At 68.5% G+C, this 22,278-nt stretch carries 18 protein-coding genes, 1 tRNA gene and 1 pseudogene; 14 read left to right on the top strand and 6 right to left on the bottom strand.

The window, feature by feature from the left end; all coding sequences use genetic code 11:
• Positions 1-3: 3 nt before the first annotated feature.
• From glgX to LXM90_RS17865, 6 genes are all read left to right on the top strand, one after another.
• Positions 4-2,274 (top strand): glycogen debranching protein GlgX, encoded by a 2,271-nt coding sequence (gene glgX / locus LXM90_RS17890; RefSeq protein ID WP_234080961.1) that lies wholly within the window; start codon positions 4-6, stop codon positions 2,272-2,274.
• Positions 2,275-2,415: 141 nt separating this feature from the next.
• Positions 2,416-2,505, top strand: a tRNA-Ser gene (locus tag LXM90_RS17885).
• Positions 2,506-3,283: 778 nt separating this feature from the next.
• Positions 3,284-4,198, top strand: coding sequence for a glucosyl hydrolase (locus tag LXM90_RS17880; RefSeq protein WP_234080960.1), 915 nt, complete (start codon positions 3,284-3,286; stop codon positions 4,196-4,198).
• Between the two features lie 96 nt (positions 4,199-4,294).
• Positions 4,295-6,241 (top strand): glycosyltransferase 61 family protein, encoded by a 1,947-nt coding sequence (locus tag LXM90_RS17875; protein ID WP_234080959.1) that lies wholly within the window; start codon positions 4,295-4,297, stop codon positions 6,239-6,241.
• A 504-nt stretch (positions 6,242-6,745) separates the two neighbouring features.
• Complete coding sequence (locus tag LXM90_RS17870) at positions 6,746-6,907, top strand: hypothetical protein (protein WP_234080958.1); 162 nt, start codon at positions 6,746-6,748, stop codon at positions 6,905-6,907.
• 396 nt (positions 6,908-7,303) lie between these two features.
• Positions 7,304-7,669: a c-type cytochrome gene (locus tag LXM90_RS17865; protein ID WP_234080957.1), complete on the top strand. Its 366-nt coding sequence runs from the start codon at positions 7,304-7,306 to the stop codon at positions 7,667-7,669.
• A gap of 256 nt (positions 7,670-7,925) precedes the next feature.
• On the opposite strand, the gene LXM90_RS17860 is transcribed toward LXM90_RS17865, so the two are convergent.
• From LXM90_RS17860 to LXM90_RS17855, 3 genes are all read right to left on the bottom strand, one after another.
• Positions 7,926-8,279: a hypothetical protein gene (locus tag LXM90_RS17860; protein ID WP_234080956.1), complete on the bottom strand. Its 354-nt coding sequence runs from the start codon at positions 8,277-8,279 to the stop codon at positions 7,926-7,928.
• 128 nt (positions 8,280-8,407) lie between these two features.
• Positions 8,408-8,542 (bottom strand): hypothetical protein, encoded by a 135-nt coding sequence (locus tag LXM90_RS31925; protein ID WP_020096204.1) that lies wholly within the window; start codon positions 8,540-8,542, stop codon positions 8,408-8,410.
• 69 nt (positions 8,543-8,611) lie between these two features.
• Entirely contained in the window at positions 8,612-8,878 is a 267-nt protein-coding gene (locus LXM90_RS17855) for a hypothetical protein (RefSeq protein ID WP_234083019.1), read from the bottom strand.
• Between the two features lie 146 nt (positions 8,879-9,024).
• Here LXM90_RS17855 and LXM90_RS17850 point away from each other — a divergent pair, with 146 nt between their 5' ends.
• From LXM90_RS17850 to LXM90_RS17815, 8 genes are all read left to right on the top strand, one after another.
• Complete coding sequence (locus tag LXM90_RS17850; protein WP_234080955.1) at positions 9,025-10,347, top strand: nucleotide sugar dehydrogenase; 1,323 nt, start codon at positions 9,025-9,027, stop codon at positions 10,345-10,347.
• A 127-nt stretch (positions 10,348-10,474) separates the two neighbouring features.
• On the top strand, positions 10,475-11,092 hold the full coding sequence (locus tag LXM90_RS17845; protein ID WP_234080954.1) for a CoA-binding protein: 618 nt from the start codon (positions 10,475-10,477) through the stop codon (positions 11,090-11,092).
• A gap of 210 nt (positions 11,093-11,302) precedes the next feature.
• Positions 11,303-11,764 (top strand): 50S ribosomal protein L13, encoded by a 462-nt coding sequence (gene rplM / locus LXM90_RS17840; protein ID WP_012318175.1) that lies wholly within the window; start codon positions 11,303-11,305, stop codon positions 11,762-11,764.
• A gap of 2 nt (positions 11,765-11,766) precedes the next feature.
• Positions 11,767-12,252, top strand: coding sequence for a 30S ribosomal protein S9 (rpsI, locus tag LXM90_RS17835; RefSeq protein ID WP_012318176.1), 486 nt, complete (start codon positions 11,767-11,769; stop codon positions 12,250-12,252).
• 169 nt (positions 12,253-12,421) lie between these two features.
• Positions 12,422-13,372, top strand: coding sequence for an N-acetyl-gamma-glutamyl-phosphate reductase (argC, locus tag LXM90_RS17830; protein ID WP_234080953.1), 951 nt, complete (start codon positions 12,422-12,424; stop codon positions 13,370-13,372).
• Between the two features lie 138 nt (positions 13,373-13,510).
• Positions 13,511-14,854, top strand: a complete 1,344-nt coding sequence (locus LXM90_RS17825) for a coagulation factor 5 8 type domain-containing protein (protein WP_234080952.1) — start codon at positions 13,511-13,513, stop codon at positions 14,852-14,854.
• A 78-nt stretch (positions 14,855-14,932) separates the two neighbouring features.
• On the top strand, positions 14,933-16,177 hold the full coding sequence (locus tag LXM90_RS17820; RefSeq protein ID WP_234080951.1) for a discoidin domain-containing protein: 1,245 nt from the start codon (positions 14,933-14,935) through the stop codon (positions 16,175-16,177).
• Positions 16,178-16,199: 22 nt separating this feature from the next.
• Positions 16,200-17,858, top strand: a complete 1,659-nt coding sequence (locus tag LXM90_RS17815) for a GDSL-type esterase/lipase family protein (RefSeq protein ID WP_234080950.1) — start codon at positions 16,200-16,202, stop codon at positions 17,856-17,858.
• 123 nt (positions 17,859-17,981) lie between these two features.
• Here the strand turns inward: LXM90_RS17815 and LXM90_RS17810 are convergent, their stop codons facing one another.
• The 3 genes and pseudogenes from LXM90_RS17810 to LXM90_RS32055 form a co-directional block, all read right to left on the bottom strand.
• A complete protein-coding gene (locus tag LXM90_RS17810; RefSeq protein WP_234080949.1) occupies positions 17,982-20,387 on the bottom strand; it encodes a glycosyltransferase family 2 protein in 2,406 nt (801 codons plus the stop codon).
• A gap of 194 nt (positions 20,388-20,581) precedes the next feature.
• Positions 20,582-20,998 (bottom strand): hypothetical protein, encoded by a 417-nt coding sequence (locus LXM90_RS17805; protein WP_010685040.1) that lies wholly within the window; start codon positions 20,996-20,998, stop codon positions 20,582-20,584.
• Positions 20,999-21,597: 599 nt separating this feature from the next.
• A pseudogene (locus tag LXM90_RS32055) lies at positions 21,598-22,233 on the bottom strand (DedA family protein); the annotation flags it as partial.
• Positions 22,234-22,278 lie beyond the last annotated feature (45 nt).

Genomic DNA, 22,278 nt, shown 5'->3' with positions numbered 1-22,278 from the left:
TCCATGTCCGATTCCCGTCGTCCCGCATCGCAGGCCCGCGCGACCCGCTCGCGCATCCAGGAAGGCCAACCCTATCCCCTCGGTGCCACCTGGGACGGGCTCGGGGTCAATTTCGCGCTGTTCTCGGCCCACGCCACCAAGGTCGAGCTCTGCCTGTTCGACGACCAGGGCGAGCAGGAGATCGAGCGCATCGAGCTGCCCGAGTACACGGACGAGATCTGGCACGGCTACCTGCCCGACGCGCGCCCCGGCACGATCTACGGCTACCGCGTCCACGGCCCCTACGAGCCGAAGGCCGGCCACCGCTTCAACCCCAACAAGCTGCTGATCGACCCTTACGCGAAGGGGCTCGTCGGCTCGATCACCTGGAACCCGGCGCTGTTCGGCTACCAGATGGAGACGGGCGACGACCTGACCTTCGACGAGCGCGACAGCGCCCCCTACACGCGCCGCTCCCGCGTCATCGACCCGGCCTTCACCTGGGGGCGGCACCAGAAGCCGCTGGTCCCGTGGGAGAAGACGATCGTCTACGAGACCCACGTCAAGGGCATGACCAAGCTCGACCCGCGGGTGCCGGAGAAGCTGCGCGGCACCTATGCCGGCCTCGGCACCCGGGATGTGCTCGACTACATCAAGAGCCTCGGCGTCACCTCGGTGGAGCTGCTGCCGGTCCACGCCTTCGTGCAGGACGACTACCTGCAGCAGAAGGACCTGGTGAATTACTGGGGCTACAACACGATCTCGTTCTTCACGCCCGCGCGCCGCTACGCCGCGGTGCCGGACTTCGCCTTCTCCGAGTTCAAGGAGATGGTCTCGCGCTTCCACGGCGCCGGCCTCGAGGTGATCCTCGACGTGGTCTACAACCACACCGCCGAGGGCAACGAGAAGGGTCCGACCCTGTCGTTCAAGGGCGTCGACAACGCCTCCTACTACCGGCTGCTGCCGAACGATCCGCGCTACTACATCAACGACACCGGCACCGGGAACACCTTCAACCTGTCGCATCCGCGGGTGCTGCAGCTCGTCACCGACTCCCTGCGCTACTGGGCGCAGGAGATGCAGGTGGACGGGTTCCGCTTCGACCTCGCCACGATCCTGGGCCGCGAGCCCTACGGCTTCGACGAGGGCGGCGGCTTCCTCGACACCTGCCGGCAGGACCCGGTTCTCAACAACGTCAAGCTGATCGCCGAGCCGTGGGATTGCGGCCCGGGCGGCTACCAGGTCGGCGGCTTCCCGCCGGGCTGGGCCGAGTGGAACGACCGGTTCCGCGACGACGTCCGCGCCTACTGGAAGGGCGACGGCGGGCTCTTGCCGGATCTGGCGGCGCGCATCACCGGCTCGGCCGACAAGTTCAACAAGCGCGGGCGCAAGCCCTGGGCCTCGGTGAACTTCCTCACCGCCCATGACGGCTTCACGTTGCACGACACGGTCTCGTACAACGACAAGCACAACGAGGCGAACGGCGAGGGCAACCGCGACGGCCACTCGCACAACCTCTCGTACAATTACGGGGTGGAGGGCCCCACGGACGATCCGGAGATCCGGGCGGTGCGCCTGCGCCAGATGCGCAACATGCTGGCGACCCTGTTCCTGTCCCGCGGCACGCCGATGCTGCTCGCGGGCGACGAGTTCGCCCGGACCCAGAAGGGCAACAACAACGCCTATTGCCAGGACAACGAGGTCTCCTGGCTCGACTGGGGGGCGATCGGCGACGAGCAGCGGGATCTGGCCGAGTTCACCCAGCGCGTGATCATCCTGCGCAACGCCTTGCCGATCCTGAGCCGCGGGCGGTTTCTGACCGGCCAGTACGACGAGGAGTTCGGCGTCAAGGACGTGACGTGGCTGCGGCCGGACGGCAGCGAGATGGCGGGCGAGAACTGGTCGGACGGCGAGGCCCGGGCCTTCGCGGTCCAGCTCGACGGGCGCGCCCAGGCCACCGGCCTGCACCGCCGCGGCGGCGACGCGACCCTGCTGATCATGTTCAACGCCTACCACGACCTCGTGACGTTCACGCTGCCGGAATCGGTCGGCGGCGTGGCCTGGACGCGGCTCCTCGACACCAACCTGCCCGACAGCCAGGACGTGGAGAGCTTCAAGTTCGGCTCCGGCTACGACGTGACCGGGCGCTCGCTCCTGATGTTCGTCCTGAAGCCCGAGGACAGCCCGGGGGTCGAGGACAACGCCATGGAGCGCTCCTACCAGCACGTGATGCAGGCCTTCGAGCGCGCGAACGTGGAGCATGTCCGCTTCCACCTCGACGACGCGGAGGGGTGAGCGGCGCGGCCGGGCGGTTTTCGCGTCGCCCGGCCGTCTGCGCCTTGCGCCGGACGGCGCACCCAGCTAACAGCACGGCACCGCGCGGCCCTGGCCGCGCCCGCCGCGCCGCGTGCGCGCCCGGGTGCCCGGTTCGCGGACGGAGGGGTGGCCGAGTGGTTGAAGGCGCACGCCTGGAAAGTGTGTATACCGGAAACGGTATCGCGGGTTCGAATCCCGCTCCCTCCGCCAACTTATGTTGATTTTGCAGATGTGTCTCTGAGGCCTTACCCTCCACCCCATCATCCGCCCGACCGACCGAGGGGATGATGGCTTCAGATTTGGCCGTCGTTGCATTGGACGAGGCCGATGAGGTCACCAGCGAGGGTAGAGGTTGATTGCCGCACTTTCGTGGATTGTGGGCGGATCTGGCTGGGCAGAGATCAACGAGGGTTTGGCTCCGGTCTCCCGCTCGCAGACGAAGGTAGCGATAAGCGATCGCCGCGTGGCGGCACAGCGGGATGTAGAAGCCCTCGATACCGCTGAGCCATACCATTGCGGTTTCGGCCTGCGAGCGGACGCGCCGACAGGCGATCATCTCGCATTCGAGGGTGGGGAAGCCCCTCAACAGGCTCAGGGTCAAGGCTCTCGGCTGTCGAGGCATCGCAGGCCTCGCCGAACCGCGCCGATCGGAGGGGCACACCCGCTTCTCGGCCGCCCCACCCTGCCGGTACGCCTCGGCGCCGAATTGATCGATGACAATCAGCGCGTGCTGCCCTATCGCCTCCCGCTTCGCCGGAGGCCAATACCGGCGCACGAGGCGCGCGCACGGGCGCCCGGCCCAGTCACGGCGAGAGAAGACCGTGGAGGGGAAATCGAGCACGCGAATGGAATGTTACCGAACAATCGCTGCACTGCCAAGCAAGCAGCCAGTTACAGACAAATCAAGAGAGGCACGTCCACTGGTTGCAAAATTCGCTGATCCAGGTCAATCCAACGGAACGCAGGGCAAAAAGACGAGGAATGCCGCATGATCTGGGAGAAGCTCGGCGTTATATATAACACAGACGGCAGCCGGGACTGGATGCATTCGCATCCCTACCTGCCGACCGCCATACAGATAGATCGTGACACCATTCGGATTTTCCTCGCTTTTCGAGATACGGAGAACGTCGGACGCCTCGGTTTCGTGGACGTCGCCGCTTCCGACCCTCGCCGGGTGATCCGGATCTCGGAACGGCCGTCGCTCGACATTGGCGTACCCGGCGCCTTCGACGACAACGGCGTGTCTCCGCTTTCCGTCGTGCGCGATGGGAACCGGCTGAGGATGTATTATGCGGGCTGGCAGCTGACGCCGCGCGCCCGCTACCTGTTACTGACCGGGCTCGCTTTCAGCGACGATAACGGCGAGACGTTCACCCGCCATCAGCTCACCCCTGTCCTAGAACGCAGCTCAGAGGAGCTCTTAGTGCGCTCCGGCGCCGCCATCATCAAGGATGGCGATCTCTGGAAGGCGTGGTACGCGGCTGGCTCTTCTATCATCACGGCAGATGGCAAGGCGGTCCCGACCTACTACGTTGCCTACGCCGAGTCCGCGGACGGCATCACGTGGCCGACGCGTGGGAGGCCGGCCCTCATGCCCGAAGCGCCGGATGAGTACGGGTTCGGGCGCCCGCATGTTGAGAGAGCCGGTGATGAGTATCGGATGTGGTACTCCATTCGCACACATTCCAAGATCTACCGGATCGGCTATGGGACCTCGCCCGACGGTATTCACTGGACCCGACGAGACGATGAAGTTGGTATAAACGCCTCTGCGTCGGGTTGGGATTCCGAGATGATCGGCTTCGCTTCGATCGTCGAGAACGAGCATGGACGCTTCATGTTCTACAACGGCAATGATTACGGCAGCACGGGCGTCGGCGTCGCAAGATGGGTGCCGTAGAGGCACGATTGACCGACAGTGCGATTACTTTTGGGCTCGCCGTCGCCGCATAGACAGAGCGATCGCATGGAAGCCCAATAATATATCGGAAAATAGATGCTTAATAGATTCATCTCTGATCGTCTATTTTACTTGTCGGACGCAATAATATCTGCCAAAAAATCCGCAGATATGGATCACATAATTCGAGATATATGCGTATACGGCCATATTGGCTGGCTGAGGGGAAGGTCACTTACGAGACTGCATAAAGATATTTCTGACATGCAGAATGTATGCGGCCGCCAAATGGTATCAGCCTATGGAAATCCTTTAAGGGCACTCCTTATCCCGATTTCTGATCCAATTGTCGTGCCGTGGCCGGTCCACCACGAACACCATCTTCGCGATGGAATACAAGAAGATTTTGCCAACATTTCGGAGCGCATATCGGAGACACCGGCGCTTCTCGTCGGCATTCTCTTCGCAGGATACCTCAAGCATGTGGGACGGTTCACAGAGGCGCGTTCCGTCTACCTGAGGATGACCAAGCTCGGGCACACATTTGAGGGATGCTTCGGTTTGGCGGATGTCGAGCATCTGCACGCAAATTGGTCAAAGGAGATGCGGGGATACCGCGACGGCGGCTTTTACCGTCCGGGCAAGGCAGTATCGCCGCGCGATTTTCAAATATCAGAAGTAGCCGCAGATGAGAAGTTCGCACTGGCGATCGCTTGGTACGAGAAGGCAGTGGCGGCAAGACCAAACAATTTGATGGCCCAACGCGCGTTGGGACGGGCGCTCATAGACGCAGGAAATGTCGAGGCGGGAATTTTGCAACTCTCACGCATAACCGCCGATAGTCGACTTGCTCGCCATGCGGCTTTTTACGCGAACGCAGTCGCCAATAATGCTATATCTCCCGATGAAGCAAAAGAATCGTTCAGCGACCTGGAATGCTTCCCCGATCGATCGGCTCGGATGCGCCACATCGAAATCGCCAGCACTCGGGAAGCTGCAGACTTGCTCTGTGAGACCGCCGAACTCAAATACCCGGCCACTGTCCTGTCAGGAACCTACGTGGCTGACAGCCATGGGCCAGAAGTTGTTCAGACATCTCTTCACTTTCCCGATATCTGGGCGAGCTCCTTCGCGAACGCTCGCTCCCTCAAGCATGGCATTCTGATCGCCGACGACCGTTTCCTCATCACTGACGGCAAAGGGCTCCCCGGTCTACATCGGAAGCTGTTCTCGCCCGATCTATATGCTGTCGCCGACGATACGGCCGTCGTAGGCCTTTGGCCCGCCGAGCATGCCGTTACTGGCGAGGCGATCCTGCTCATCGGAGCAACATTCAACTATTATCATTGGTTACTGGAAACGCTACCAGCCCTTATGATGCTGAAGTCCAGCCCGGCAACGGCCGAAGCGACCATATACCTCGAATCAGCGCTTCAGCCATTTCAGTCCGACAGCCTGCGCCTCGCCCTACCATCGGACGACAAGATTTCCGTGCTTGACCATGATGTCAGAAACTACTGGTTCGAGCGCGTGCATCATGTACAAAACAGTTCGATACTTATGGTCCCGCGGCCAACTTCAGTGTTGATGATGCGGTCGGCGCTATCTCGACATCTCCCGGCACCCAGGCCGGGCAAGCGGGTCTATCTTAGTCGGAGAAGCGCCGGATCTCGGCAGAACCAAAACGAGAAAGCGCTGGTGCGATTGCTCTCGCGTTACTCCATCGCGCCGGTCGATACCGGACGCATGTCGCTGACTGAGCAGATCGAGTTCTTCAAGGACGTCGAGCTTGTAGTAGCTCCCGCAGGGGCTGCGCTCACCAATTTGATATTCTGCCCTTCATCCACGCGCGTTGTAATCATGACCTCCGGCCCCCACCATTTCGAAACCTTCACCGCGATCGCAGCCGCCATTGGCCAGCGTTGTTGGGTCTCGATGGGATCTGGGACGATCAGGACAAATCCTTATTTTGTCTGGACGAGCTTCGACCTCAAGGTAAACATTCCGAGCCTCAGCAGATGTCTGGATGCGGCAATTTCTTAGTCGCCCGATGAATTGGGCAGAACATTTCCGGATGGGTGCCGTCACCTGCTCGATCCGACCAACCGCCCCTCGGTCGAAGTAGGCGAAACGACGAGTAACGCGCCGGGCTCCATCTCGCCTCGACAGCGGCAGTCGGGCGTGAAGATGCCGGTGGGGCGTGGCAGACGGCATTGGGCGGTGGCCCGATCACGGCGGACAGTTGCTGAGCGGATGCTCCCTCTTCCACCGCGATCAGCGAAGACGCGTTTCCGTCGAGTCACGAGAACAGCTTGCCGACGCAGGGCGGACGACTGCGCCGCACGCGCCTCGAGATGCTGCGAGGGACGGCAGCCGAAACGGGCCGCCGCTGAACTGTACCGGCACTCGATCGACGAACGCCACCACTGTGAAGGCCGGCGCATCACATCTGCGCGCGCCGGCCCGGCGGAGACACGGCGGTAACCATTCGGGCGCAAGGCCCGCGGGAGAAGCCGCGGAGCCGCCATGACCTGCCACCGACCGACGATGCCCCGCCCGCTGACGGCGGCACCCCGCATGCTGGAGACGACGATCCTCGTCGCGCGGGTCGCGGCGCCGGCGGCCTGGGATACGGGCGCGGCGATGGCCCGGGCCGCAGCGGCGCCGGAGCGCCGCCCGCCGACGGTCCGGCTGCCGCTCGCCGCCTAGCACCGACCGCGCCCGTCCCCGGCACCCCGCAGGGCTCGCCGCGGCGGGCCCTTTCCCGTGCGCGCCGCCCTCGGATCCCGGAGCGAGACGGATTTTCCGGATCCGGACGGATTATCGCACCGCGGCGCACGTCAACATCCCGACATGCCAAGGTTGGAAGCATTCTCAGGTCCGCCGCCTCTCCCCTCTGTGGGCGTGCCGCGCCACGCGCGGGCGGCAGCGCGCCACGGCGCTGCGCGCCGGCCGCGAAGGCCCGCCACCGCGGCCGGCAAGGACTTCGACATGATGTGATGCAGCGACCAATATAATCTGCGCCCAGGCACAGATTTTTTCGCTTGCATCGCGCAGTTTTTCTGTCAAAACCGCGAAGCTTATCTTTAGGATTGGGGTTTATACATGCGTATGCTTGCAATCGGCGCCGTCCTCGCCGTCGTCATGCCGCTCGCGGCGCAGGCCCAGGAGGCCGGCGACGCCGCCGCCGGCGAGAAGGCGTTCGCCCCCTGCAAGGCGTGCCACAACTTCCAGAAGAACGGCGTCGGTCCCGACCTGAAGGGCGTCGTCGGCCGCAAGGCGGGCACCTACGAGGGCTACAACTACTCGGCCGCGCTGAAGAACTCGGGCATCACCTGGGACGAGGCCAACCTGCACGAGTGGCTGAAGAACCCGAAGGCGAAGGTGCCGGGCAACAAGATGATCTTCCAGGGCATCGCGGACGACAAGAAGATCAACGACGTGATCGCCTATCTGAAGACCCAGTCCTAAGTCGTCCGCGTCTCGGACCCAGCAACCGCGCGGCCCCTCGCCGCGCGCGCGCCGCGATCAACCCCGCCCGGCCCGTCCGAGCGGGGAATTCCGCGTTTTTCTCAAGTATTGCGGAAAAATAGTCTCGTTTTCTTGCCACGAGAGCTTCCCATCGCGCGGGATGGTGCTACTCTACGCGCAGTCGCCCGGCGTAACGCACCGGGCGTCCTCAACCTTCAGCCCCGCCGGCACCCGCCGCGCGGGGCTTTTTCGTGGCTCAGCGCCCGCTGCCGGAGGACAGGCTCGACCCGACGCTCCCGGAGAGCTGGCTCGGCGTGCCGAGCACGGTGCCGTTCGGGTTGGTGTCCAGGTTGGGATCCTGCGTCGCGAGGCCACCGGGCGAGGGGTTCGTCGACTGGGCCGGCTCGAAGGCCTGCCGGCCGCCGGCCAGCGGCACGATGACCCGCTCCTGCCGGATCGTGGTCTCGCAGAGCCCCTGGCAGATCGGGATCGTGAGGTCGGTCTCCTGGCAGATCGCCTTCATCTCGCCCCGGATGCACGTGCAGCGGCACAGCGCCGAGGCAGGGGCGGGCAGCGCCAGCAGGGCGGCGGCGAGCAGGAACAGGCGCATGATGATCGACCTCATTGCCCGCGACAGGGCGATCGGGGCTCATCGCGCCTCATAGCACGGCGCGCCCCGGAGCCCGAACGCGCGGGCGGTCCGGAGGCCCACCCCGCGCGCCGGAAAAGGCCCCGGGCTCAGCCGGCCGTGACGCGGCGGTAGCTCGCCGCGAAGGCCTCGGCGGCCTCGCGCGTCAGGTCCGTCACCACCAGTCCGGCGGTGTAGACGGTCCACCGTCCGTTCTGATCTTCCGTGATGCAGATTTCGGCCATCGGGCGCCTCCACTCCACGCCACAACAAAGCCGAGCGAACCTGACGAGTTCCTGAACCGCGCCGGGCAATCAGTCGCTTGGCGCAATGTCCTCCCGGAGGATGCGGACCGGCCGGAAGGCGCGCGCGGCCACCGCGGCCTCGACCCAGGCGCGGGCCGCCTCGGCCGCAGGGTGATCGGTGAAGGCGGCCGGGCGCGGCGGCCATTCCGAACCGGACTGGACGACGTAGCCGCGCGTGCCCGCGGCGCAGGGGCCGACATAGCCGAAGACCTTGCCGGTCCCGTCGACGAGGTCGGTGCAGTGGACCGGCCCCTCGGTCCAGCGGAGATCAGGCATCGTCACGCCCCATGGTCTCGCCCCGCGCGGTCCGGGGCAGCGCTCCGCGCGGGCCGAGGCGAGTCGACGCCGGCGCGGACCGACCCTATACGCGCCGGGCGGCCGGATCGTCATCGGCACCCTCCGAGCCCGCAGAGGGATTCGACGTGGCGGACGGGGCGGCAGACGGCGCGGCGGGCAGTTCGTCGAACAGCGTGGCGATCGTCGGCCTGGGCTATGTCGGGCTCCCGCTCGCCCTGGCGTTCGGCCGGGAGCGGAGCACGATCGGCTACGAGCGCGCCGCCGACAAGGTGGCGGCCTACCGGGCCGGGCACGACCCGGCCGGGGAGATCGACCCGGAGGCGTTCCGGGCCGCCGCGCAGCTCGCGATCACCGACGACCCGACCGCGCTGGGCGCGGCGGACGTGATCGTCGTCACGGTCCCGACCCCGGTCGACGCGGCCCAGTGCCCCGATTTCGACCTGCTGATCCGCGCCTCGGACCTCGTCGGGCGGCACATGCGGCCGGGCGCGACCGTGGTGTTCGAATCCACCGTCTATCCCGGCGCCACCGAGGAGGTCTGCATCCCGGTCCTGGAGCGCGCCTCGGGCCTGCGCTGGAAGACCGATTTCTTCGTCGGCTACTCGCCGGAGCGGATCAATCCGGGCGACCGGGAGCACAGCCTCGCCAAGGTGGTGAAGATCGTCGCCGGCGACACGCCCGAGACCCTGGAGCGGCTGAAGGCCCTCTACGGGTCGATCATCGAGGCGGGGCTCCACGCCGCCTCGTCCATCCGGGTGGCGGAGGCCGCCAAGGTCATCGAGAACACCCAGCGTGACCTGAACATCGCGCTCATGAACGAGCTGTCGCTGATCTTCGACAAGCTCGGCCTCGACACACAGGAGGTCCTCGCGGCGGCGGGCACCAAGTGGAACTTCCTGCCGTTCCGCCCCGGGCTGGTCGGCGGCCACTGCATCGGCGTCGACCCGTACTACCTCACCCACAAGGCCGCGATGATCGGCTACCACCCCCAGGTGATCCTGGCCGGGCGGCGGATCAACGACAGCATGGCGGCCCACGTCGCCCGCGGTACGGTAAAGCGGATCGTCCGGCGCGGCGGCGGGACCGGGCGGGCGCGGGTCATCGTCCTCGGCCTGACCTTCAAGGAGAACTGCGCGGACCTGCGCAACTCGAAGGTCGCCGACCTCGTGCGGGAGCTGGAGGAATTCGGCTGCGCCGTGTCAGTCCACGATCCCCGCGCCGCCGCGGCGGAGGCTCGGGCCGAGTACGGCATCGCCCTCGTCGACTGGACCGACCTGCCCGCCGACGCGGACGCGGCCGTGATCGCGGTCCCGCACCGAGACTATGCCGGCCTCGGCCCGGAGGCGATCGCGGCCCGGGTGAAGCCCGGCGGCCTGATCGTGGACGTGAGGGCGCTCTTCGAGAAGGCGCCGTTCGCGCGGCTGGGCTACGAGGTCTGGCGGCTGTGATGGCGGCCGCGCCGAGGCCGGGACCGCGGCGAGACGCGCGGCCATAAACGCGGCAAGAAGCGCGGCACGGAACGCGGCAGGAACCGCGACGCGACCCGCGATCATCCGGACGACGAGGGAACACGCTATGGACGAGACGGGCCACGACAACCGGCCGCCCGCGCCCAGCGAGGCGGCGGCGCTCGCGGAGCGGCACGCCCGCTACCCGGACGCGCAGATCCGCACGATCCTGAACGGCACGCGCACGATCGCGCTGGTGGGGGCCTCGGCGAACCCGGCGCGCCCGAGCTGGATCGTCCTGAAATACCTGCTCGACCGGGGCTACGCGGTGACGCCGGTCAATCCCGGTCTCGCCGGACAGGACCTGCTCGGGCGCCGGGTGGCCGCCTCCCTGGCCGAGGTCCAGGCCGGGCTGGGCGACCAGCCGATCGACATGGTCGAGATCTTCCGCAACTCCGCCGCCGCGGGACCGCTGGTCGACGAGGCGCTGGCGCTGACGCCGCCGCCGAAGATGATCTGGATGCAGCTCGGCGTGCGCGACGACGCGGCCGCTGCCCGGGCCGAGGCGCGCGGAGTGACGGTGATCATGAACCGCTGCCCCAAGATCGAGTACGGCCGGCTCTCCGGCGAGATCGGCTGGACCGGCGTGAACTCCCGGATCCTCAGCGCCCGGAAGCCGGTCCTGGCGGCCAGGGGCGTCCAGAAGCTGACCATCGCGGAGCGGGGCCGGCGCTCCGACGGGTAGCGGTACTCTGATACCTTAACCGCCAACCTACTGAACAAAATAGCTTTTCCGGGATCTTAAACTTCCCTGTTGACCCAGCGTCTGGGGCCGTCTATGCACCCGGCACCGCCGCCGCGTGTGCCCCACGCGGCGGCTCGTTTTTCGGCACCCCGATGTCCGCGGATCCCGACGCGTCGGGGTCCGGTCCGTCGGAACCCCTGGGATTTGGCTATGAAGACCACCTCGCTGAAGCCCGCCGAGGTCGACAAGAAGTGGATCGTGATCGACGCGGAGGGCCTCGTCGTCGGCCGCCTCGCGTCGATCGTGGCGATGCGCCTGCGCGGCAAGCACAAGGCCGCCTACACGCCCCACGTCGATTGCGGCGACAACGTCATCGTCATCAACGCCGAGAAGGTGAAGTTCACCGGGCGCAAGTACAATCAGAAGAGCTATTTCTACCACACCGGCTACCCGGGCGGCATCAAGGAGCGGACTGCCAAGTTCATCCTCGAGGGCCGGTTCCCCGAGCGCGTGGTGGAGAAGGCGGTCGAGCGCATGCTGCCCCGCGGCCCGCTCTTCCGCCAGATCCTCGGCAATCTCCGCGTCTACAAGGGCACCGAGCACCCGCATGAGGCCCAGCAGCCGCAGGCGCTCGACGTCGGCGCCCTCAACCGCAAGAACGTGAGCGCTTGATCATGGCGACCCTGCAGTCCCTCGCCGACCTCAACCGGTCGAACACCGGCGCGGTCGACCCCGCCAACGAGGCCCCCGTCCACGTCCAGAAGCTGGACGCGCAGGGCCGCGCCTACGCCACCGGCAAGCGCAAGGACGCGGTCGCCCGCGTCTGGATCAAGCCCGGCAACGGCACGGTCACGATCAACAAGCGCCCGGTGGAGACCTACTTCGCCCGCCCGGTGCTGCGCATGATCCTGCGCCAGCCGCTGGAGATCGCCGGCCGCGTCGACCAGTACGACATCACCGTCACGGTGGCGGGCGGCGGCCTCTCCGGCCAGGCCGGCGCGGTGCGCCACGGCCTGTCGAAGGCCCTGACCTACTACGAGCCGGAGCTGCGCGCCCCGCTGAAGCGCGAGGGCTTCCTCACCCGCGACGCCCGCGTGGTCGAGCGTAAGAAGTACGGCCGCAAGAAGGCCCGCCGCAGCTTCCAGTTCTCGAAGCGCTGATACCCGGTCACACCGGTGTCACGGAGAGGGCGGTTCCTGCGGGAGCCGCCCTTTCGCGTTTTCAGGCCGCGGCACGGTCGTTGACAGGCTGCAGCACCGCGCGCACCTGATCCCCGGCCGCGGTGCCCGACTCGGGCGGCAAGGCATATTCGAGAGAGCGAGACGAGCGATGTCTGGCGCAGGCGCGACGAAGCCCACCGTGTTCATCGACGGCGAGGCCGGCACGACCGGTCTCGGCATCCGCGAGCGCCTGGAGCGCGACGGGCGGGTCGCCCTGCGCAGCATCGCGCCCGAGCACCGCAAGGACCCGGCGGCGAAGCGCGCGCTCCTCGCCGAGGTCGACCTCGTCGTGCTCTGCCTGCCGGACGCGGCCGCCAAGGAGACCGTGGCGCTGGCCGACAGCCTGCCCGGCGGCGGCCCCCGCGTCCTCGACGCCAGCACCGCCCACCGGGTCGCGGAGGGCTGGACCTACGGCTTCCCGGAGCTGACCCGGGAGCAGGGCGCGGCGGTGGCCCGCGCCCGGCGGGTCGCCAATCCGGGCTGCTACCCGACCGGCGGCGTCGCGCTCCTGCGCCCGCTGGTGGAGGGCGGCCTGATCCCGGCCGACCACCCGATCAGCGTCAACGCGGTCAGCGGCTACAGCGGCGGCGGCAAGAGCATGATCGAGGCCTACGAGCAGGGCGCGGCGCCGCCGTTCCAGCTCTACGGCCTCGGCTTCGCCCACAAGCACCTGCCGGAATTGCAGCGCTACAGCGGGCTGACCCGGCGGCCGATCTTCGTGCCGTCGGTGGGCAATTTCCGGCAGGGGATGCTGGTGAGCGTGCCGCTCCACCTCGAGACGCTGCCGGGCCGGCCCACGGCCTCCGACCTCGAGGCGGCCCTGCGCGACTGGTACGCCGGCCAGCCCCTGGTGCAGGTCGTGCCGGGCGCCGCCACCGGCGCGCACCGCGAGAAGATCGAGCCGGAGGACCTCAACGACACCGACCGGCTGGAGCTGCGGGTGTTCGGCTCGGCCGAGCACGGGCAGGCGGTGCTGGTCGCGCGCCTCGACAATCTCGGCAAGGGTGCCTCCGGGGCGGCCGTGCAGAATCTCGGGCTGATGCTCGGGCTCGACGGCTAGCCGCACGGGCGCCGCGCCCGTCACCGCAGGACGCGGCGGCGGGACCCTCACGCCCGCCTCGACAGAGGGGGGTCGGACGGCGAAGAGAGGGGCTCGGGGCGCGGGCCCCGGACCGCTCCCTGCGCAGCGCGAGACGCGATGAACGGCGACCTGATCGATGCGGCGTTCGGCCGGCCCTGGCTCGGCGCGGCACCCGCGGCCGGCGAGACCGACCGCCCGGCGGGCCCCCCGAGCTTCCAGGTCGATCTCGGCTTCCGCTGCCCGGTCCGCCGGGTCGAGCTCGCGGCGGCCTGCGCGGCGCCGCCGCGCCTCGCCCTCTCCGACGACGGGCAGGCCTGGCGCGCGGCCGACCTCGACGCGGCCCGGGGCGGGGCCGAGGCCCTGGTGCTGGTGCCCGGGGAGGGTGCCTGGGCACGCCACGTCCGCGTCATCCCGGACGAGCCCGCCGGAGGCGAGCCGCCTGCAGTGCGGGTGCTGTGCGACCGGGCGGATTTCGACCTCATCGCCCTGCGGCGCGTGCTCGACGTGCCCTTCGACATGGCCGACGAGCGGCCCGGCGCGAACGTTTACGTCTCCTACCGCCTCGTCAGCGCCGAGCGGCCGCGCTCCCGCGCCCTGGTCGGGCTCGCGCTCTACGAGTGCGGCGCCTTCGGCAACTGCCTGATCCAGCTGCTGCTCGCCATCGGCATCGCCCGCAACCTGAACCTGAAATACATCAAACTCCCGGCCGCCGACCGGAGCGAGGTGATCGGCCTGACCGGCCCGCTGACCTGCGGAGGCCTCACCTTCATCCCCGGCTCGGAGCCGCTGCCGGAGGCGGGCGCCTTCCTGTCGGGGATGTATTTCGACCTCGGGATCCAGCAGCTCGCCGGCACCCTCGGCCCCGACGAGACCCGGGACATCGTGCGGACCTGCATCCGACCGCTGTTCAACCGGCTGCCGGCGGAGATCCCCGCCAAGCCCGACGACGAGCTGCTGATCCACATCCGCTCGGGGGACATCTTCAGCACCTGGGTGGCGCCGACCTACCCGCAGCCGCCGCTCGCCTTCTACCAGATGGTGATCCGGCGGCTCCTGGCGGAGAGCCGCATCGCCCGGATCAAGATGGTGTTCGAGAACCGGCTGAACCCGGTGATCCCGGTGCTGGAAGCGTGGATCGCCGAGATCGGCGTGCCGCTGACGACCCAGAGCGGCACCCTCATCGACGACGTCGCGGCGCTGATGAACGGGCGCTACCTCGTCTTCGGGCTCGGCACATTCGGGCCGGGGGTCTGCCAGCTCTCCGAGCACGTCGAGGAGGTCTTCTACTTCGCCTCCGGCTGGCCGCAGCATTTCAAGAGCATCCCGACCATCGGGCGGGTCGTCGAGGTGCTGGACGTCGCCGGCGACTACACGAAGGTCGGCGAGTGGGACAACTCGCCCGAGCGCCGCGCGCTGATGCTCGCGTATCCGGCCGAGAAGCTCGCGTTCGACGACGCCTGAACCCGGCCCCGCCGCGGCCGCCTTGCCGAAGCCGGCAAAACCGGTGACAAGCCCTCGAGCCACCGCCGGAGGACAGACTTGGCCAGCGCTGACCCATCCCCGGAGGCCCTGCGCGTCAACGCCTTCGACATGCACCGGGCCGAGGTGCTGATGCGGCTGCGGCGCCGGCTCCGGCCGCGCCACACCACCCTGGTCAGCTTCGCCGCCAAGTACCACTACGTCGAGAGCCAGCGCCGGCTGGTGGCCTCGGCCGCCGCCACGGGCGATTTCGACACGATCGAGAGCTGGTCCCCCGACCGGCTGCGCGAGACGCCGTTCTACCGCGCGCACCGGGAGATCCTCGACCGGTCCCGGGGCGCCGGCAACTGGGCCTGGAAGCCCTACATCATCGCCGAGGCGCTGGAGAAGCGCCGCGACGGCGACTTCATCGTCTTCAGCGACACCGGCATGCAGGCGGTCGGCGACGACCCGCTGCCGCCGGTGGCGCCGCTGCTCACCTGGCTCGACGGCTCGGAGCGCCGGGTCGCGGTGGGCGTGCTGCACGGCAAGCCGCAGCGGGCCTGGACCAAGCGCGACTGCTTCGTGCTGATGGACTGCGACGCGGCGCGCTACTGGGACGCCGACCAGATCCAGGCCTCCTGGATCGCCTTCATGGTCAGCCCCGCCACCCGCCGGCTCGTGGCCGAGTGGCTGCGCTACGCCGGCGATCCGCGGGTCGTCACCGACATCCCGAACCAGATGGGCCTGCCGGATCTCGAGGGCTTCATCGACCACCGCTTCGACCAGAGCATCCTGTCGAACCTGATCTACAAGCTCGAGCTGGAAATCCCGCCGCTGCGGCAGCCGTCCAAGCAGATCCGGACGCTGATCGACGAGCTGGAGATGGACACGCTGGTGGCGATGCGCCCCTCCGAGAACATCGCGCTGGGCAAGACCTGGACGGCGAGCTCCGCCTCGCCCTGGTCGGGCACGACCGGCACCTACGGCGCGCGCACCACCGGCGACCCGTCCTTCTTCTTCCACACCGGGCTCGACCGGAACCCCTGGTTCGTCCTCGATCTCGGCGCGGTCGAGCGGGTCTCGGAGATCCGGATCTACAATCGCTGGGGGCAGCTCAGCGAGCGGGCGCAGCTGATGCGGGTCTGGCTGGGGGAGACCGAGGGCGACTTCCGCCTCGTCTTCGACGCCGTGGACGCCCACTGCCATCCCGGCCTGCCCCTCCACCTGCGGTTCGACAACGCGCGGTTCCGCTACCTCAAGATCGATCTCGACGAGGAGCAGCACCTGCATCTCGACGGGATCGAGATCTTCGCGGCGCGCTGACGCCGCCCCGGATCGCGACGGCATGAGCACGCCGATGCAGGACAAGCCGCTGTTCCCGTTCGGGCCGATCCTCTTCTTCGGCGATTCGGTCACGGCGGAGCTGGTGGCCGAGACACCGCCGCTCTTCTCCGGCCCCCAGACGGTCGCGCGCGGAATTGCCGGGCAGTCGACCCGGGACATGGGACGCCGGCTTCGCTCCGACATAGCCCTCTACGGAGCCCGCGGCCTGCACCTCATCGGCGGCCGCGACGACATCCTCAGCGGCAAGGCCGCGCCGTCGCTGGACAGCATCGTGTCCGACTTCGCCGCGATGCTGCGGGACGCGCGCGACCTCTACGTGCGGACCTGGGTCGGCTCGATACCGCCGGTGGATCCGGCCGCGCCGGCCGCGGCCGGCTTACCCGTCCCGCTCATCGGGCAGGTCAACGCGTGGCTGCGCGATCACGTGCAGGCATACGGCGCGGAGTTCATCGATTACGACACCGTCCTGGCGACCGGGACGGGCGCGCTCAGGCCCGCTCTCAGCGACGACGGCGTCCGGCTGAACGCCGCCGGCTACGCGGCGCTCAGGGGCGCGATGATGGCGGCTCTGACCGCCCCGGGCGTCGAGCAGATCTGGGCCCCACCGGAGAGCGAGGACGCCGCGCGGCGGCGCAAGTTCCTGCACCATTTCGGCTATCTCGACTCGAACACCCGTTATCCGAGCCCGTTCATCCAGTTCGCCGGCAAGCCGGGGGCGAGCCATTACGGCGTCCCGTTCGACGCGGACGGCTTCCTGAACGCCGTCCCGATCGTCGCGCGCAAGCCGGAGGGCGAGACCCGGATTCTGGTCGTCGGCGACTCGACCACGATCGACGGCGGCGACATCGCCAACACCCTGCCGGGCCGCATCGAGCGGATCCTGCGGGCGGACGGCCTCGACAGCGCGAAGGTCTACAATTTCGGGGTGATGTCGAGCTGCCTCACGCAGATGACCCACCTGATCTGGTCGCGTCTGGTAACCTATAGCCCCGACGCGATCCTCGTGCTCAGCGGCAGCACCGACCTGTTCCAGCCCTGGACCTACGATCCCCGGCCGGGCCACCCCTACAACGCCTTCATCACCCAGCGGCTTTACGACCACTTCTTCGACACGCACGATCCCCGGTCCCGCGAGGACGGCCTGTCCTACGAGGCGCTCATCACGCTGATCTACGAGGAGCTGAAGCGGCTGCGCGCGGAGGTGGGCTGGCAGAGCCCGGGCTGGGAGGAGGCGATCATCCACCACTACGCGCTGGCGGCGCACCGGCTGACCAAGCTGTCCCACGACCACCGGGTGCCGATCGTCAGCGTGCTGCAGCCGACGATCCTGCGCAAAAGCCACCTCACCGAGGTGGAAAGCGGCGTCGCCTCGGGGGCGTTCCTGGCCTATCTCGACCGGCAATACGCCAAGCTGGAGGCGTTCACCGCGCAGCTCGCGGCGCGGCGCCCGTACCGGCGCACCTTCACGGCCCTCGACCTCAGCGGCATCTTCCGCGACCGGGAGGAGGGGACCTTCTACGACATCGTCCACTACGACGATCCCGCCCGCGAGATCGTCGCGACCCGGCTGGCCGCGGAGATCCGCGGCGCCCTGGACCGGGCCCGCGCCCGCACGCCACTGGCGCGTCTACGGCACCTCCTCGGCGGTCGGCGGCGATAGAGCCCAGCCAAGGGCGTCGCACCGGGGTCGCGGCGCCGCGATTGGCGCGGGTTCCCTCTCCCGTTCGGGAGAGGGGGTACGTCGCGCTGCACGGAGTCGCTTCGCCCCGTCCAATGCCGAAAGTCAGCCCTGCTGGGGCCCCCGCTTCACCCGGTGGGTGAAGATCACCGAGAGCCAGGGCACGACCTCGTGCTCGACCTCGATGGAGAGCAGCACCTCGAGGTGGAGCGCGTAGGGGAGGGTGAAGCGGAAGCCGCAGCGGGCCTCCTCCATCGTGGTGGGCATGTCGCCCAGCACCGCGGCGATCACATCCGGCCGGTGAACGTCCGCGGGGATGCGCTGGACCTCGCCGTCGGCCGCCACGATCAGCGTCGCCTTGGCGCGGCTCGCCGAGACGACCCAGCCCGCCAGCACCACCTGCCCGTCCTGGATCTCGGCCCAGACCCGGTCCTGGGGGACCTCCAGGTTCGCGCGGGCGAAGGAATCCGGCAGCTCGCCGTCGAGTTCGGCGACCGTGCAGCCCACCTCGTACTTCTCGAAGCCGCGCCCCTCCCCGAAGATGCCGGCGAACTCCTTCTGGTACTGGGCGATCCGGGCGTTCTTGATGTCCTCCGGCAGGCCCGACCATTGGCCCTTCTCCTGGACCGTGTAGACCGAGAGCAGCTCCCGCAGGAACGCGATCCGGCCCTTGTCGGCGACGTAGAGGTTCATCAGCCAGTCGGCCGCCGAGGCGTTCGCGTAGTAGGCCTCCGGAACCCGGCGCAGAGCCTCGGCGCGGTAGAAACAGCAGGAGAAGTTGGCGGTGAGCGGCGAGTTGGCCAGGACCGGGAAGCTGATCGGGCCGGTGGGATAGCGGCCCTGCTCGTCGTGCGGGACGTAGGAGCCGGTCGCCGGGTAGTGGAGCAGCACCCAGTTAAAGCACATGCCCAGCTTGCGGTCGTTGCGCAGCATCCGCATCTGCATAGCGATCTTGCGGTCCGACAGCCAGTAATCGTCCGCCTCGCAGAAGGCGATGTACCGGCCCGTGCAGGCGGCGAGGCAGTCCTGCATGTTGCGCAGCATGCCGAGGTTCTGCGGCCGGGGCCGCACCGAGATCCGCTCCGGGTCGCGTGCCCGGTAGCGCTCGACGATCGCGGCAGTGCCGTCGGTGGACTGGTCGTCGCCGATCACGACCTGCATCCGGAACAGGCCACGCTGGCCCAGCACCGCGTCGAGGCAGCGGCCGATATCGGCGGCGTGGTTGTAGGCCGTGACGATGACGCTGACAGTGAGTTGCTCCAGCAGCCACGCGCGCAGGGCCTCCGGCTCTCCTGAAAGGTCATCCGGCGCGTCGAGACCCATGTCGCTCAAGGCGTCCCGGGCGATGTCGGGGTTGGCCTCGATCAGGCGCCCGAGGCTCGGCACGTCCTCCTCGTCGAGATAGGCCTCGGCCAGCCGCCGGAAGATCGACTTCTGCGCGGCCTCGTAGCCCGCCGCGTAGCGGCCGCCGAAATGGCCGCGCAGCTTGCGGAAGAACGCGATCTCGGAGTTGCCGAGCTTCTTGTGGCGGGCGAGTTCGGTGGCGTAGGTCGCCCACATCCCGGCGGCGTGCTTTCGGTAGACCGCCATCACCTCCGGCAGGAAGCCGACGCGCCCGACCTCGGCGTGCATCAGGTGGACGTACCAGTCGCCGGGGGCGATGCCCTCGTCGAACACGAACGCCTCCTCGCCGTGGTAGCGCCAGCGGTAGAGCACGCTGTTGGTCTGGACGAAGTTGTGCGCCACGAGGTCCGACAGCGACGGCTGCGGGCTGCACTGCTTCGGGTACAGCTCGTCGACCCCCGGCATGTCCTCGTAGACGACGCGCACCCGGTGGAAGCAGAGGGTGAATTCCGGGCGCGCCCGCAGGAAGTCGACCTGCCGCTGGAGTTTGCGCGGGTCGGTCCAGTAATCGTCACCCTCGCAGATCGCCACGAACTCGCCGCGGGCGCGTGCCGTGAGGTCGGCGAAGTTCCGGTTCGGCCCGAGATTCTCGCTGCGCAGGACCGCCACGAGGTTGGGGTGGCGCGCGGCGTACTCGGCGATGATCTCGGCGGTCCCGTCCGTGGAGCGGTCGTCGCCGACCAGCAGCTCGAAGGGGAAGTCGGTGGCTTGGCCGAGGATGCTCTCCAGGGTCTGCCGGATGAAGGCCGCTTGGTTGTAGCTGATGCACAGGACCGAGACGACCGGCCGGTTCCAGGCCGGCGCCGGCTCGGTCTCGGCCCGCGCGCGGAGCCAGGCCGCGAAGGGATTGACGAAGCTGCCGTCGAAGGTCTCGTCCGGCGGCGCGGTGAAATCGGCCCGGGGCCGGCGCCCGAGCCGGGCGCCGTACTTCACGTAGTGCTCCAGGGGTGACAGGTCGGTCAGGCCGACATCGGGATAGCGCGTCGCGTAGCCGATATGATCGAACAGGCCGCTGGCGTAGATCGTGGCGAAGTCGTCCTGCCACGGCTCGAGCGCGGGCGAAGCCGTGGTCGAGCCCGGCGCGCTCGCGCCTGCACCGTCCTGCATCGGTCTGATCCCTCGCACGCGCCCCGTCCGGCCGCTCCCTAGATCACGGCAGGGGGAGGGTCAACGCGACCGATAGAGACGATTGCGAAGTCTATCGGCTTTGCTTCTGACTTTATACTTGGCACGATCGATTGCAGAGCTGGCAAAGACTTCCGAGATCCGTCAACCCGCCGCGCCCGCGCCGCCGATCGGCCTCACAGCGTCGAGGGCAGGCGCGCCTCCTCCGACCCATGATTGTAGTAGTGCATCATCGGATCGGCCCCGGCATTGGCGACGTCGTCGTTGCACGCGAGGTAGAACTGGCGGTCGAACAGGCCGGATGTCTCGAGCCAGGCGAGCATCGTCTGCTCGGGGACGACCGGGGCGCGGTCCGGAGTGGCCTCGGCGGCTTCCCGGTAGAGGTGGGCGAAGCGGGCGATCCGGGCCGCGACCTCCTTGGCGGCGGGGCGGCGCACCGACGAGGCGACGACGCTCGACTGCTCGCCGGGACGCCGGCGCTGGAGATCCGCCTCGGCGAGGCGCACCAGCCGGGCCAGCTCGCCCTGCGCTTCCTTGAGCCGCGCCTGGGTCTCGGCGAGTTCCGCCCGCAGCGCCTCTACGTCCTCGCCCAAGGTCGGCTCCGTCTCAGTCGCGGGGCCCGACGGGTCTCGGGCACGCGGCCGCCGGCGGGACCGGCCGGAGGCCGGCGCGACGGGACGCCCCTGTCGGGTCGAGGCCGGCTGTACGATCGGCTCCGGGACCGGTCAACCCTGCTCCCGGAGCGCGGCGCCGACCGGCCGACCGGTCAGGCCGCCAGCCCGACGGTCTCCTCGGACTCCGCGTCGGGCTCGTCCTCCGGACGCGGGAGCCGCCGGCCGACCACCAGAAGGAGGAGGGCGGGGACGACGAGGATCAGGGCGACCCCGAGGATCCCGATATGCCCGATGAGCCGTCCGTAGAGGCCGCCGGTGACGCCGTCGTGCCAGGAGAGCACCGCCATGCCGGCGCCGGCGGCGACGAGGAGCACCGGGATCTTGAACCACAGGGGCCAGGGCGCGCGCCGGGTCCGGACGGCCGCGCGCGCGGAGGCCTGCGCCGCCCCGCGCTCCCGCTGCGCGAGGAGCGCCTCGATCTGATTCCGGAAATCCGCCTGGACGGGGCTGCTCGGGTCCACGCCGCCGTGCCCCGGGACCGGCCCGGCCCGCGGCCGCGCCTCGCCCAATCCCCCGCCGAGCGGGCCGGGGATCGCGGCCTCGGCGGCGACCATCAGGCGCGCCTCGTGCCGGCGCATGAACAGCCACAGCGCGACGGCGCCGAGGAGGACGAAGGCCAGCAGCCCGAGGCCGACCGGCCCCATCACGTTCTCGATCGACCGGCCGCACAGGTAGGCGCCGAACCCCATGATCGAGGCCCAGGCCACGCCGCCGAGGGCGTTGAAGGCCATGAAGCGGCGCGCGTCGAGCTTGTTCACGCCGGCCAGGACGGCCGCGTAGGCCCGGAGCATCGCGGTGAAGCGACCGAAGAACACGATCTTCCCGCCGTGCCGGCGGAACAGGTACTGGCCGAGCTTGAGCCGGCCGTGGTCGAGCCCGATCAGGTGCCCCTTGCGCAGGAGCAGGGGCAGGCCCCAGCGGCGGCCGACCCAGTAGCCGGCATTGTCGCCCAGGATGGCGGCGGTCGCGGCGATCGCCACGACGACGGCGATGTTGATGTTGCCGGTACTGCCCGCGTAGGCCGCCGAGGTCAGCAGCACCGTCTCGCCGGGTAGGGGCAGCCCGGCGCTCTCCAGGGTGATGATGACGAAGATCGCCAGGTATCCGTAATGCGCGATCAGGTCGGCGATCGGCAGATCGTGCAGGAAGGACATGGGGTCTCCTCGCGGATCGATGCCGCGCGCTTTCGCCGACAAACG

Source organism: Methylobacterium oryzae, from assembly GCF_021398735.1.
Lineage (GTDB): Bacteria > Pseudomonadota > Alphaproteobacteria > Rhizobiales > Beijerinckiaceae > Methylobacterium.
This window is presented reverse-complemented; position numbering and strand designations above follow the sequence as displayed.